Raw genomic sequence first — 12,371 nt, 5'->3', positions numbered from 1 at the left:
GCATCCGCCACGTACAACAGGGAGTTCGGATTTCACCCGATGCTGGCGTTCGCCAACCACGAACAATTCGGTACCTGTGAGACCGTCGCTGCCGTGCCGTGTCCAGACAACTCCAGATCAAATACCGCGCGTCGACGCCTATGCGAACCGCTGCTGCCGCAGTCACAGATCGTGATCCTGCCGCGAGGCCTCGCGGGCGCGGACCAGATTACGGGCGGATTCCTCAGCCTTGGCGGACGCCGGGATGAGTGCGTGCCCAGATCGCGCGATCGCAATCTCCAGCGGTGAGCAGGCGGATTTCGACGACGCCTACGAGACGGTGCTACGGGACACCGTAACTGCAACAATACGATCCGAATCACCGCGATGTATTCGACCAAACAGGCCCGCTACGAGTACATCGTCACAGACAAGGGGCGTGACCACGCCCGGTCATCGTGGCCTTGTACCTTTGGGGGACCAAGAACGCGGCGGACGGCCCGCAACGTCGTCCTGGTCGATCAGGTCACCGGATCGGAGATCGTCCCCGAGTTCGTCGATCACTACAGTGGCCGGCCGCTGTCCTCGATGAGGGCCGAGTTCGTCGCCGGTCCGGACGCGTCCGAGGACATGCGACGCAGGCTCGATCCGGACAGGCGGCGTGCCCGGCGGGACCGCCACAACGCTCGAAGCTCGCCAAGACCCTAGGTCATCCGCATGGTGGATGCGGCGAATGACGTTGCAGGGAAATCTTTGTGCGGCGCGGCCGCGCGCTCGGAACTCGGCCACGCCGAGGTCGTGTTCACCATCCCCGCCGAATCGGTGCGGCAGGCCACCTCGACGGCCTTGGCGGTCCTGGAGACCTCCCCCTGGCCGTTGCGGTCGCTGCGGGTGCTCACCACCGCCGATTTCGATCGCCTCACCGACGCGATGGACCTCCGCCGCTGGTGTCGGTGCAGGAGGCCGCCGACGGCCTCGTCAATGACCCGCCAGGGCGTACTGAAGGCGATCAAGGGCAAGGTGCTGCCGGCCACCCGTGTCGGCTGTACCTGGGTGCTCCAGCAGTCCGTGGTCGAGCGCGCCCGCGCCCGCCGCGGCGCATAGCCACCGACAGCCCGACCGGGGGTGACCATCCCGGGGCGTCGGGACCTTCCGGGCGGCTCAGAAAGGCCGACACAGAAAACGGTAATCGGAAGGATAGAGCCGAATCAGTGGTTGAAGATTTTCAGCCCCGGGCGCTGAACGGGACACCCTCGGGGACGCCTCCGGACTCAAGGCGGCGGCGGGTTTCGTCTCGGCGCATGGTCCGCCACAGCGTCTTGGTGACCTGCCGTTCGAGACGGCGTTGGGCTTCGCGGGCGGTCTTGCCCTCGTCGAGTTTGCGCCCGGTATAGGCGTGATCCTCGTTGCCCGAGACCGTTGCCTGACTCAGGGCGACGACATGGATGGCGGAGTTGAGTGTGCGGTTGCCGAACCGGGAGAGTCGGGGCCGGGACTGGTCGGCGCTGAAGATGGGGTGCGGCGGCAACGTCACCGGTGAACGACATCAGGGACAAGCGACGGACTGCAGAGAAGTTTGCCGAGCCGCCCCTACCTTAGAGTCCACCCGTGACACAAAGAAGTTGGCGTGGTACCTGGCAGCCGGTATGGGAGCGGTTGTTCTCTTAGTCCTGGCTGTAGTGGCCGGCCACTATATCTTCGTCTTCATCACAGGCACCCGCTTCAGCGTCGATCAATGGTCAGCGGCCGGTGGCTGGGTCGGCGGCTTCGGGGCGCTGGCAGCGGTAGTTGTCGCGCTCTGGCAGATTAAGAGCGCGCGAGATGATGCAGCTGACGCGAAGGTTGAGGCCGATGAGCGCCTTACCCGTGAACTAGAAGCGGCAGACCAACGCCTAGTGAAAGAGCTGGAACGGGTACACGCAGTTTCGGTTGAACAGATGGTCGCTGCTGAAGCTCGGCACACCGCACAGCTCATGAAGTCAGACGAACTGCTCGCCAATGAACTTGACGCACAGCGCCGCGCTGAACAGATCCGCTGCATTCCGCCGATTTGGGAAGAGATAGCAAACCTCGCCTTCCCATTCCAATCCTTCCTGGAACTCCTGCAAGATGTGCCCTCGATGCCACGCACCAACGATGCAGCTGCAGAGTTCATGGCTAAGGCCGAGATCTGGATACGAGGCCTGATGTCCATAGAAATGGGATTTAGTACTGCGCACCTCATCGTGAGTGAGCCACATACACACGCGGCTCTTAAAGACGCTGTAGATCGATACGCGGCGATTCCACGAATTGAGTGCGACCGCCTCGCAGCAAGCAGTGATTCAGCGGTCCGTGCCCGACCTATCTGGACTGCGCGAGTGCTACTCAACGATCATCAATCAGCGGAAGACGATGACAGAGATTGTTCGGGAACACCTAGCGCAGGTACCGCCGCTGGCCCAACCTGATGCCACCGAGGACAGCCGGCACTAAGAAGGAAAGCAGGGGGTCTGCGAGGCGGCACACCGCCTCCTCGTCGGGAATTCCGAACTCTGGGTCGCACACTCGCGGGCCGCGACCGAACTATGAGATTAGCGCCATCACTGCTTCCCACCATCGTGTCGCAATCGTTCCGATGCAGGCCCGCGAGCCCGTCGGTGCAGTGGCACTCGCGCGCTTACCGAGGCAGGTGACTCGGTACCGGCGACCTGACACTCGACCTGTCTTGTCCTGCCCGGGGCGAGCAGCATTTCCTCGTGTCGGAAATCGATCGATTTCTGTCACATGCCTCAGTCCTGGGGGTGTTACCGGGGCGGGCGGGTTGTCGAGTGTCCGGGCGGGTTGGTGGCGCTGCGGCGTTCTCGAAAACGTGCCCGGTGGTGCATCATCACGACCTCGGATTCGGTGTGGATGCTACTGGGGTGGCGGGCGATCGCATCGTGGAAGGCGGCGCTGCGTCCACGGAGAATGGCGGCACGGACCGCCGCCGTGTCGTCGGCGAGGAGGTACGCCGCGGCGCCGTCGCAGTCGAGGAGGAATTTCCCGTACGCCCGCCGCACCGGTGCCTGCTCGTCGAAGATCACCGGCAACACCACGTCGTCGACCAGGTGCAGCGGGAAACGAACAAGCCGGTACGCGGCCCGTATCAGCGCTCGCGCCACGGCGCCCAGTCCCATGGCCCGATCGTAACGCCGGCACGGGCTGTGGTGACGCCGAAACTGGGCCGGATCCCGACGGGGCCTGGCTCACCAGGTCGGAGCCGAGCCACCGCCTTGATCAGCACGTATCCGAAATTCGGAGCTCGCTTCACGCCGTCGCGGGGCCCGACGCACCAGCGCGCTTGACCCCGTCGAGGAAAGGCCGTTCGGGCTGCTCCGACTTGGCTTCGAATAGCTGGGCGTCCTCGAGAAGAGGAGGATCGTTCTATGACTGCCGACGGAACCGATGACGTGATTGCAGCAGTGACGGCCGCGCACGCCGCATGGAGCGAGTTCCTCGCGGCTGACACCAGTCACCTTGATACGACCAGGTGGGAAGCCCGGTATCGGGATCTGGCGTATGACCTGATGGATCGGATTGCCGACGCCACTCAGCAAGGGGTCGACATCACGTTGCAAATAGATTTCCGGCCGCGAGGCTAATTCTGAACACTACTCAGTAGCAGCGTTTTCAGCGCCTTTCCGGCCGGTGTCATCACCCTATCTGCGAGGTATCTGCCGGACCGCCGCCAACGCCGCTGACGCATGTGCGGTGATCGCCGAGGCCACCGCGCCAGATCTCCTTGGGGAACCAACAACTCGGCCCGGGCCTGCGATACAGCGGCTGGCGCACCATGCTCGATAGAGCCGGAATCAGTAGCGACGGATCCCTTTACGACGACGAAATATTGACCGTCGTCGCGCGTCTGCGGGAGACCGGCTCGGTTCCTCTCGTCCACGCTCACGAGTGGAATCTGCCCCCGACGACCCCTTCGACCTGACAACAGGATGGTCCGGCGCGGCCGGTGTTCCGGATCCGCACCTACGTGGGAGCGGTGTTCTCCGAGGCAGACGAGAAGGTCTTCTTATCCGACGCGCGCGAACCGACAGCGAGGCTGTTTCCGCGGTTTCTGCGGGGGATGCGTCAGGCGTACTCGACTGCGTCGAGGGTACCCAGTGAGTTCCAGATCGCTTGGTAGCGCCTCCGGGTGAGGTCGTCGGAGTTGGCGAGGAGGGCGTCGAACAGCGACCGGGGGTCGGCGTGCCAGGACTGCACGAGCGTGTCGATCTCGCGCGCGGTAAGGAAGCCGGAGCGGGCGGCGGCGAGGATCTAGTCGTCGAACTGGTGTTGCCGGATCCGTGCTACCGCGTCGAGGTCGAGTGGCCCGTCGCTGGTGTCGACGGACCACATCGCCGCGACCAGGTCGTGGAGCGTCTGTGTATGGATGGGCATGGCGGCCTGGCGTGTGCTGTCGGTATCGCTGACGCACTGTTCGGTGGTCATGGTGTGCACCTCCTCGGGTGCGCTTTTCCGCAATCGAGTTTTTGTAAACATGACGGTGGTGGGCGGGATGGCCGGGCTCGAGTGTCGGTCCATGATCAGCACGGGCCCATGCAAGGGGGCAGCGGCGACCCGTGCAGCTCACTCAGGGGTCCTCAACGTCACTCAGGGTCCCTGCGCTGATCTGACCGTTGTGTCAGGGAAGGGGTGTGGGTCACGTGTTGTCACATTGGTGGGGCGGGCGGCGTCTTATGTGCGACGCCAATCTCAAGGAGACATCATGAATGCGAGCAGTGTGCGCCCCGGGAAGATCGATGTGGTCGTGGTTGGTGGCGGGTACGCCGGCGTGATGGCGGCGAATCGCCTGACCAAGCGCGACGATGTGGCGGTGACGCTGATCAACCCGCGTCCGTGTTTCGTCGAGCGGGTCCGCCTGCATCAGCTGGTGGGCGGGTCCGACGATGCGGTGGTTGACTACTCCGCCGTGCTGGCCGACGGTATCCGGCTGTTGGTGGACAGCGTGACGAGGATCGACGCTGCCGAGCGCGGCGTGACGTTGGAGTCCGGCGGGACCGTCGGATACGACTACCTGATCTACGCCGTGGGCAGTGGCAGCGCCGACCGGGGCGTACCCGGAGCGGCCGAGTTCGCTTATCCGACCGCCAGCCTGGAGGAGGCGCAGCGGCTTCGGTCCGTCCTCGATGACGCCCCCGTAGCGGCGCCGGTGACGGTGACGGTGGTCGGTGGCGGTCCGCTCGGCATCGAGACGGCGGCCGAGCTCGCGGAGCTTGGGCGGACCGTGACTTTGGTCTGCGGCGACCGGCTCGGCCCGTATCTGCACCCACGGGGCCGACGCTCGGTGGCCAAGGGGTTGTCCAATCTCGGTGTGACCGTGCTCGATGGCCCTGGCGCGACGGTCACCACGGTGACACGCGACGCCGTGGAGCTCAGCGGCGGCCGTGAGCTGCCGAGCACGGTGACGATCTGGACCGCCGGCTTCGGCGTTCCGGACCTGGCCGGCCGCAGCGGTCTGAGCACCGACGCCGTGGGCCGTCTCCTCACCGACAAGACGCTGACCAGCGTGGACGACGAACGCATCGTCGCGACTGGCGATGCCGCGGCCCCGTCGAACCTGCCGTTGCGGATGAGCTGCCAAGCTGCGCTGCCCCTCGGCGCGCATGCCGCTGACACGGTGCTCAGCCGGATAGCAGGGGAGCGGCCCGCAGACTTCGGCAAGGGGATCGCCGCCATGTGTGTCAGCCTGGGGCGTGGGGACGGTGTCTTCCAGCTCGCCCACAGGGATGACACCGCGATGCGGCTGCACCTGCGGGGCCGCCTCGGCGCGAAGCTCAAGGAGGCCGCGTCCGCGAGCCCCGTCAAGCAGCTGGCGGGCGAGGCGCGAAAGCCCGGGTCGCACACGTGGCCGGTCAACGACGCCTCCCGACGGCAGCGGGTCCAGGCTGAGCACGGTCGATCGCTGGCCAAGCCAAGCGGCCCGGCATGAGCGAGGAGGTGGATAGGGAGCGAGCCAGATGCGGTCGCCCGGCTGCCCGCGCGGCGGAGTGAGGGTGAGGACCGGCCCCCGCGTGGGTCGGGGGATTCACGGGTGTGGTGTGTCCGTGCTCAGTGCGGCGAGCTTTCGCATCCCGGCCGGGTAGAGCCGCTTGCCGGCGATCAGTGCGGCGATTGCACCGAGGTAGACCAGGGGTGAGAGTTGCAGGGCCCGAAGCAGCCCTAGGTGGTCGGCGAGGACACCGACGGTGAAGGGTCCCAGCGCCATTCCCAGCAGGTTGTAGGCAACGGCGAGCGTACCCATGGCGGAGGCTCGGACCGAGGAGTGCGTGAGATTGGCTACCATCGCCGCGGACGGGCCGGACGCCCCGCCGGAGAAGAAGGCCCCGATTGCGATCAGGACCATCTGCGCACCCCCGGTACCGATGCTAAATCCTGCCGCCAGGAACACGAGCGAGATCAGGCAGAAGGCGATCGCTGCGGTCCACTTGCGGCTGGTGTCGGTGCGGCCGACACGGTCGGTGATGATGCCGCAGATCACCATTCCGCTGCCGACGAGCAACACGAAGACTGCCGCCATCGCGCCGGCCTCGGCCGGGGCAAGGTCGTAGTAGCGGTGGAAGAAGCTGGGGAGCCAGGACAGCAGCACTCCGGCGGTGAACAGATGCAGGCCGCCGCCGATATAGGCGCACAACACCGCCGGGTTCGTGAACAAGGTCGACACCGGGGCGCGGTATCCAGCCGGTGTAGTTGCTGTGACCGCGGGCAGGTCGTCGGCGGCGTGCTGGGCCAGTTTACGTTCGGTGATCAGGGCTCGGTACAGCGCGACCAGGATCAAACCGAAGATCGCCATGGCCGCGAACGACCAGCGCCAGCTCACGTGGACGGCGATGACGCCGCCGAGGGCGACACCGATCACCGACCCGAAGGATCCGCCGGCCATGAAGGCTCCGCTGAGGGTGGCGTGCAGTCGGGGCGCGAAGACGCTGAGCACGACCGCGATACCGACGCTGGTATAGGCGGCCTCGCCGACTCCGACGAGGAACCGGGCGCCGAGCATCTGTTCGTAGCTGCCGGCCACTGCACACAACAGGGTGGCTGCGCTCCAGAGCACGGCCATGAGGACCAGACTTTTGACCCGGCCCCACCGGTCCGCCAGCAGCGACAGCGGCAGGGTGAGCAGGCCGACCATCAGCGCGACGATGCTCGACAGCGAGGCGAGCTGGGAATCAGACAGCGCCCATTCAGTTTTCAGGAAGGGGAAGATGGCGCTGAGAACCTGCCGGGACATGTAGTCCGAGAGCAGCAGCCCGAAGGTGAGCGCAAAGACGATCCACGGATACCTACTCGACCGGGTGCTGGGGCCGACGCGGGGTGCGGCGGCCGGGTCTTCTACGGAGGTGGCACGCAGTTCCATGTGGTGCTCCTAATCTAATGACCGACCGTGGTCGTGGGCACGTCGCGACCGCAGACACCAGCCGAGTCGGATGGGGCATCGTCGAACTGGGCACGGAGGAACGGCAGCACGACGTCGGTGACCTTGTCGGGCGCATCGAGCCAGGGCCAGTGTCCGGTTCCCGGCACGATGTCGACCCGCGCGCCGGGAAAGCTCGCCAACTGCCGCCGGGCGAACTCGACGGGAATGAAGGGATCGTCCCCGCCCCACACCACGAGCGACGGAACCTCCAGATCCCGGAGCGGGCCGGTCAAACTTCCTTCGAGCACGGCGAGGTCCAGGGACCTGTACATCTGGAGCACCGCCCGTTTGGTACCCCAGGGCGCGGCGTGGTCCACGATCTGGTTCAGCCAGTTCTCGGGCAATGCGGGATTCTTGCGTCCGATGATCGCCCGGTTGACCCGGCGGCTCATCATCAGTTGCACCAGTTCGCCGACGAACCGGGTTCGCCACAGGCGAGCGAATCCGTGCCAGTGCGAGTTCCTGTTGATGCCGGTGTCGATGAGCGTGACGCTCGCGACGTGCTGGGGATGCGCGGCAGCCCAGGCCAGCCCCCACGGCCCCCCGAAATCGTGGAGGACCAGATGCGCGCGCGTGACACCGAGCTGGTTGATGATTCCCTCGAGGTGGTCTGCCTGCGCCGGCACCGTGAAGTCTTGATTAGTGCGCCGTTCCGTGTCGCCGAAACCGGGCATGTCGGGGGCGATCACCCGGGCGAAGGCGGCAACCTTCTCCAACAACGGGACCCAGTCGTCGCCGGAGCCGGGATTTCCGTGCACGAACACCACGGCCTCGTCGGATCCGGAGGGGCTGTTGGTCAGGACCGGTGACCGGACCTCTCCCACCACGATGTGCAGCTTGTCGAGCATTGTTTCTCCATGCAGTAGTGCCCGATGGGGCCAGTAAGTGTCATGGGAGTCGCGTTGCGGCCCCCGGTTGCCGGCGCGGTCGGATGCGTGAGGCAACCTAGGCGAGGCTGCGTTTGAGGATCTTTCCGGTGGCGGTCATCGGCAATGACGTGACGAACTCGACCATCCGTGGGTACTTGTAGGCGGCCATCTGCGTCTTGGTCCACTCGATCAGCTGGCCTTCGGAAATGTCCGCATCCTTGCCGAGGATGACGAAGGCCTTGACCTCCTCGCCGTGGCTTTCGTGCGGTACCCCGACCACTGCCGCCAGCGAGACCGCCTGGTGGGCCATGAGTACCTCCTCGATTTCCCGGGGGTACACGTTGAAACCGCCGCGCACGATCATGTCCTTGGCCCGGTCGACGATGTAGTAGAAGCCGTCCTCGTCGCGGCGGGCGAGGTCCCCGCTGCGGAACCAGCCCTCGCGCATCACCTCGGCGGTGGCCGCGGGCCGGTTGTAGTAGCCCGTCATCACGTTGTGGCCCCGGATCGCGATCTCACCTACCTCATTGGGCGAGGTCACAGGCTTCCACTGGGCATCGACCAACTGGACCTGCACACCCCAGACGGGCGTGCCGATCGACCCCGGCCGGGTATCGCTCTCGGCGTCGCTGAACACCGCCAGCGGCGATGTTTCCGAGAGCCCGTAGCCCTCGAGGATCTGGACGCCGAATCGCTGCCGGAATTGCTTGTGGATCTCTACCGGCAGCGCCGATCCACCCGAGATCGCCTTACGCAGGTTCGCCGCGATCCGTGTCACGTCCACTCCGTCGACTCCGGCGGCGAGGGCGTCGAGCAGACCCCAGTACATGGTGGGCACCCCCGCGAAGACCGTCACGTTCTGCTCGTTCATGATCTTCAGGGCGGATTTTGCATCAAATCGCGGCAGCAGGATCAATGTCGCGGCCACCGAGAAGGCCGAGTTCATGTTCACGGTCTGGCCGAAGGTGTGGAAAAGCGGTAGCGCCGTCAGGTGCGTGTCCTGTTGGCTCGGTCTCGAGTCGAACAGGCGGTTGGAGGTTTGCGCATTCATCACCATGTTCGAATGTGACAGCTCGGCTCCCTTGGGCTGCCCGGTGGTGCCACTGGTGTAGAGGATCACGGCAGTGTCGGTGGCCTCGCGGACCGCGCTCTCGAACTCGCTGGACTGGTTTTCGAGTGCGTGCGGCAGAGCCGTGACGCCCTCCCCTGGGGCCACCTGGTCCGCGCTGATCACGAAAAGGTGTTCGCAGCCCGGGGTGTCGGCGAAGCCCTCGCGGGCAAACTCGGCGATCGGCAGGTCCGGCGTGCTCTCGTGGCAGAAGTGGGCCTTGGCCTGCGAGTCGGCCAGGTGGTAAGCGATTTCGCGGCCCTTGAGCAGGATGTTCAGCGGCACCACCACCGCGCCGGCCTTGAGGATCCCGTAGTAGAGCGCCGGAAACCACGGCACGTTCGGGAGGGACAGCGCCACCTTGTCGCCGGGCCGGATCCCGCGCGACACGAGAAGGTTGGCTACCTGGTTGGAGACGGCGTTGAGCTGGGCGTAGGTGAACCGCTGCTCGTCGTGGATCAGGGCGTCGCGGTCCGGATACCGACGAGCGGAATCCTCTAGGAGCATGGACAGATTGAGCATGTGGCAACTCTCTCGGTGGGTATTGCGGCCGTGGCCGTTGTCGAATCGGGCGTGGATGGCCCTGGGGCGCCCGAAGGTGCCGGAAGCCTTCGCGGGCGCTGGCCGGGAACGGCGCCGTCGCCGGGATCACCGGCGAAGAATCGGAAAGCCCAGGCGGTGGTTCACCGAAGCTGACCACCTACCCGGGCATCTGCAGGGCGGAACCCCCAGTGCCGCTGCCGTCTTCGGCGGACAGTGGGGAATTCCCTAGAAGGGACGCACCGGCAGCGGCTTGATCAGCGGTTCGAGCAGGGGCGCCGCCTGTGCACAGGTGAGCACCTCGGAGGGGTCGAGTCGGATGTACTCCCGTGTGGATTCGTCGACCTCCCACACATCCTCACCGATGAGGCGGCCCTCGTCGTCGTAGGGCCAGTTCATGTACTGCCGGTTCTTCATCAGATAGGTCGCCTGCGGGTCGACGTCGATGCCGTCAGCGGCCAGCGCCGTTCCGGGCGTCTGCTGGTAGAGCACGAAGTCGGTGCAGATCAGGTTGTCGCCGACAGCGATCTTCTCGTCCTCGACGTAAAAGATGCACTGCCCGGTTCCAGCCCATTCGCTGTAGACACTCTTGATCGCGTCGGCACCCTCGAGCTTGACCATGCGACCGAACGTGTTGAAGTTGTAGACGGGCTTGTCGACCATCATGTCGGGTGCGAAGATCTCCTCCCAGCGGCCGGCAATCTCCAGGTTGCGGTGCCGGTTGTAAGCGTGTAGCAGGTACCGGTGCCGCGGGTTGACGGTCTGCTCGATCAACTGCCCGACCGCAATGTTCGTCTTGGTGACGTCGAATCTACTCATCGTTTTCCTATCAGAGCTGAAATTGTGTGATGGCTGAAATTGTGTGATGCGGTCCGGTGGTGCGGACCCGAACACCTCGGCGCGAGCGCGCCGAGGGGGGAGTTCGTCGTACTCGGTCGCCCGCTGGTCAAGCGGGCATTCACGCAACGCGATACGCGGCAGTGTGCCAACGAGTGGTGTCCGGATCGGAACACTTCCGGAGGGCGTCGCGCAGTCGCGCCCGGAACTGGGCGGTGGTAATGCCGAAGCGGACGAACACTTCGTCGCCGGGTGGTCCGCCGTAGGGCGCCCAGACCTCGGCGAACCGGATGATCTCCGCCGCCTCGTGATGCGGGTAGGTCGGGCGAGCCGCCGCCGCTGCGCGGTCTGCTGCGTGCGAGGTCGATGTCGTCGATAACTCTGCACCTGCGCGGTGAGGAACGCCCCGCGAGAGTTCGGCCGCGGAACGGGTGGACGAAGGTCGGACGCGTGGGGAGTGCCGGTCATTTGGGGGTCCTGAGGTCGGTCGGCAATTGCTGTCGCGCACGGCCGCGGAAGTTGGGTGGCACGGGGTTCTCCGGCAGGTCACCTGTCATCAGGCCGGTGTGGTCGCGTTGTTCTGTGCGGCCGGAACTTCCGGGCAACACGCGGGAACGGGAGACCTAGAAGGTCCGATCTCCTGCGATCGTCGCGCGCTCCATTTTCCGGACCGCCGGCCAGTAGTCCTGCACCGCGTAATGCTGCGTGGATCGGTTGTCCCAGATGGCGACGCTGTTCTTCGTCCACGTCCAACGGACCTGGTATTCAGGGATCAATGCCCGGCTTTTCAGGTAGTCGAGCAAATTACTTGCGCTCGGCGAGTAATCGGCACCGTAACGCACCCTGCTCGGCGTGTGGAAGTTCGTGAAGTGCGTGGAGAACACATTCACATAGAGGATCTCTTCACCCGTCTCAGGATGCGTGCGCACAACCGGGTGCTCGGCATCAGGGAAACGCTCCTTCAGCTCGTGCCGTACTTCCATCGGCTTGGAAGCACCGAAAACTGCCTCAAAGCCGTGCCGGGCACGCAGGAACCGTACGTCCTCCTTCACATGGTCCGGAAGCTCCCGATACGCCTCGACCATGTTGACCCAGATGGTATCGCCACCGACCTCCGGCGTTTCCACACAACGCAGAACGGAGCCCATGGATGGACACTCGCGCCAACTGGTGTCGCTGTGGAAAGAGTTCTCGTAGTGCCCCTCGCTCGAATTGTCCTTGTACAGGAGCACTACGCCCGAATCATCATCGGTGTTGGGGTGGCCCTCTTCGAGCGAACCGAACTTCTTCGCGAACTCGACGTGTTGAGTACGCGTGATGTCCTGATCTCGGAGGAACAACACTTTGTGCTTCAGGAGGAGCATCTTCAATTCTGCGAAGAGTGTGGCGTCGCGAGTGATATCGGGAATCTGCACGTCGAACAGTTCGGCGCCGATGTGACGGGTCAACTGCTTCATTCTGATCCGTGAATTCTCGGCCTGCGCTGGTACCTCGAATTTAACGGCGGTGCCCATGGGTGTCGCTCCTTTTCTTTCATGCGGAAGGGTTACTCGTTCAGCTCGGCCCGCAATGTCAGGGACCGATCGCT

At 64.9% G+C, this 12,371-nt stretch carries 14 protein-coding genes; 5 read left to right on the top strand and 9 right to left on the bottom strand.

Annotated features, from left to right (window positions below; translation table 11 throughout):
* Positions 1–366 precede the first annotated feature (366 nt).
* Both JWS14_RS41925 and JWS14_RS41920 read left to right on the top strand, forming a co-directional pair.
* Positions 367–687, top strand: coding sequence for a hypothetical protein (locus JWS14_RS41925; RefSeq protein WP_095869785.1), 321 nt, complete (start codon positions 367–369; stop codon positions 685–687).
* Between the two features lie 9 nt (positions 688–696).
* Positions 697–1,083 (top strand): DNA-binding protein, encoded by a 387-nt coding sequence (locus tag JWS14_RS41920; protein ID WP_241031747.1) that lies wholly within the window; start codon positions 697–699, stop codon positions 1,081–1,083.
* 121 nt (positions 1,084–1,204) lie between these two features.
* On the opposite strand, the gene JWS14_RS41915 is transcribed toward JWS14_RS41920, so the two are convergent.
* Positions 1,205–1,513 carry a hypothetical protein gene (locus tag JWS14_RS41915; RefSeq protein WP_095869786.1) on the bottom strand — a complete coding sequence of 103 codons (309 nt, stop codon included), beginning with the start codon at positions 1,511–1,513 and terminating at the stop codon, positions 1,205–1,207.
* Positions 1,514–1,625: 112 nt separating this feature from the next.
* Here JWS14_RS41915 and JWS14_RS41910 point away from each other — a divergent pair, with 112 nt between their 5' ends.
* On the top strand, positions 1,626–2,429 hold the full coding sequence (locus JWS14_RS41910; protein WP_143548759.1) for a hypothetical protein: 804 nt from the start codon (positions 1,626–1,628) through the stop codon (positions 2,427–2,429).
* Positions 2,430–2,765: 336 nt separating this feature from the next.
* On the opposite strand, the gene JWS14_RS41905 is transcribed toward JWS14_RS41910, so the two are convergent.
* Positions 2,766–3,137 (bottom strand): hypothetical protein, encoded by a 372-nt coding sequence (locus tag JWS14_RS41905; RefSeq protein ID WP_095869788.1) that lies wholly within the window; start codon positions 3,135–3,137, stop codon positions 2,766–2,768.
* Between the two features lie 249 nt (positions 3,138–3,386).
* On the opposite strand from JWS14_RS41905, the gene JWS14_RS41900 reads away from it, so the two are divergent.
* Complete coding sequence (locus tag JWS14_RS41900; RefSeq protein ID WP_095869789.1) at positions 3,387–3,602, top strand: hypothetical protein; 216 nt, start codon at positions 3,387–3,389, stop codon at positions 3,600–3,602.
* 481 nt (positions 3,603–4,083) lie between these two features.
* Here JWS14_RS41900 and JWS14_RS51300 read toward each other — a convergent pair whose 3' ends face one another.
* Together JWS14_RS51300 and JWS14_RS50665 are read right to left on the bottom strand one after the other, a co-directional pair.
* A complete protein-coding gene (locus tag JWS14_RS51300; RefSeq protein ID WP_257014823.1) occupies positions 4,084–4,215 on the bottom strand; it encodes a hypothetical protein in 132 nt (43 codons plus the stop codon).
* A 54-nt stretch (positions 4,216–4,269) separates the two neighbouring features.
* Positions 4,270–4,443, bottom strand: coding sequence for a hypothetical protein (locus tag JWS14_RS50665; RefSeq protein ID WP_240960983.1), 174 nt, complete (start codon positions 4,441–4,443; stop codon positions 4,270–4,272).
* Between the two features lie 277 nt (positions 4,444–4,720).
* Here JWS14_RS50665 and JWS14_RS41890 point away from each other — a divergent pair, with 277 nt between their 5' ends.
* The gene (locus tag JWS14_RS41890) at positions 4,721–5,944 is read left to right on the top strand and encodes an NAD(P)/FAD-dependent oxidoreductase (RefSeq protein ID WP_095869791.1); all 1,224 of its coding nucleotides are present in this window, start codon (positions 4,721–4,723) and stop codon (positions 5,942–5,944) included.
* A gap of 96 nt (positions 5,945–6,040) precedes the next feature.
* On the opposite strand, the gene JWS14_RS41885 is transcribed toward JWS14_RS41890, so the two are convergent.
* The 5 genes from JWS14_RS41885 to JWS14_RS41865 form a co-directional block, all read right to left on the bottom strand.
* Positions 6,041–7,369, bottom strand: coding sequence for an MFS transporter (locus tag JWS14_RS41885; protein WP_206016360.1), 1,329 nt, complete (start codon positions 7,367–7,369; stop codon positions 6,041–6,043).
* 14 nt (positions 7,370–7,383) lie between these two features.
* Positions 7,384–8,277 carry an alpha/beta fold hydrolase gene (locus JWS14_RS41880; RefSeq protein ID WP_206016359.1) on the bottom strand — a complete coding sequence of 298 codons (894 nt, stop codon included), beginning with the start codon at positions 8,275–8,277 and terminating at the stop codon, positions 7,384–7,386.
* Between the two features lie 97 nt (positions 8,278–8,374).
* Complete coding sequence (locus JWS14_RS41875; RefSeq protein ID WP_095869794.1) at positions 8,375–9,928, bottom strand: long-chain-fatty-acid--CoA ligase; 1,554 nt, start codon at positions 9,926–9,928, stop codon at positions 8,375–8,377.
* A 246-nt stretch (positions 9,929–10,174) separates the two neighbouring features.
* Positions 10,175–10,765 carry a hypothetical protein gene (locus tag JWS14_RS41870; RefSeq protein ID WP_095869795.1) on the bottom strand — a complete coding sequence of 197 codons (591 nt, stop codon included), beginning with the start codon at positions 10,763–10,765 and terminating at the stop codon, positions 10,175–10,177.
* Positions 10,766–11,406: 641 nt separating this feature from the next.
* Complete coding sequence (locus JWS14_RS41865) at positions 11,407–12,297, bottom strand: TauD/TfdA dioxygenase family protein (RefSeq protein ID WP_095869796.1); 891 nt, start codon at positions 12,295–12,297, stop codon at positions 11,407–11,409.
* Between the last annotated feature and the right edge of the window lie 74 nt (positions 12,298–12,371).

Source organism: Rhodococcus koreensis (assembly GCF_017068375.1).
In the GTDB taxonomy this organism is placed as follows: Bacteria; Actinomycetota; Actinomycetes; order Mycobacteriales; family Mycobacteriaceae; genus Rhodococcus_F; species Rhodococcus_F koreensis.
This window is presented reverse-complemented; position numbering and strand designations above follow the sequence as displayed.

Coding starts and splice junctions, on each gene's coding strand:
- JWS14_RS41925 (WP_095869785.1), top strand. CDS start 367: ATGTATTCGACCAAACAGGCCCGCTACGAGTACATCGTCACAGACAAG.
- JWS14_RS41920 (WP_241031747.1), top strand. CDS start 697: ATGGTGGATGCGGCGAATGACGTTGCAGGGAAATCTTTGTGCGGCGCG.
- JWS14_RS41910 (WP_143548759.1), top strand. CDS start 1,626: ATGGGAGCGGTTGTTCTCTTAGTCCTGGCTGTAGTGGCCGGCCACTAT.
- JWS14_RS41905 (WP_095869788.1), bottom strand. CDS start 3,137: ATGGGACTGGGCGCCGTGGCGCGAGCGCTGATACGGGCCGCGTACCGG.
- JWS14_RS41900 (WP_095869789.1), top strand. CDS start 3,387: ATGACTGCCGACGGAACCGATGACGTGATTGCAGCAGTGACGGCCGCG.
- JWS14_RS50665 (WP_240960983.1), bottom strand. CDS start 4,443: ATGACCACCGAACAGTGCGTCAGCGATACCGACAGCACACGCCAGGCC.
- JWS14_RS41890 (WP_095869791.1), top strand. CDS start 4,721: ATGAATGCGAGCAGTGTGCGCCCCGGGAAGATCGATGTGGTCGTGGTT.
- JWS14_RS41885 (WP_206016360.1), bottom strand. CDS start 7,369: ATGGAACTGCGTGCCACCTCCGTAGAAGACCCGGCCGCCGCACCCCGC.
- JWS14_RS41880 (WP_206016359.1), bottom strand. CDS start 8,277: ATGCTCGACAAGCTGCACATCGTGGTGGGAGAGGTCCGGTCACCGGTC.
- JWS14_RS41875 (WP_095869794.1), bottom strand. CDS start 9,928: ATGCTCAATCTGTCCATGCTCCTAGAGGATTCCGCTCGTCGGTATCCG.
- JWS14_RS41870 (WP_095869795.1), bottom strand. CDS start 10,765: ATGAGTAGATTCGACGTCACCAAGACGAACATTGCGGTCGGGCAGTTG.
- JWS14_RS41865 (WP_095869796.1), bottom strand. CDS start 12,297: ATGGGCACCGCCGTTAAATTCGAGGTACCAGCGCAGGCCGAGAATTCA.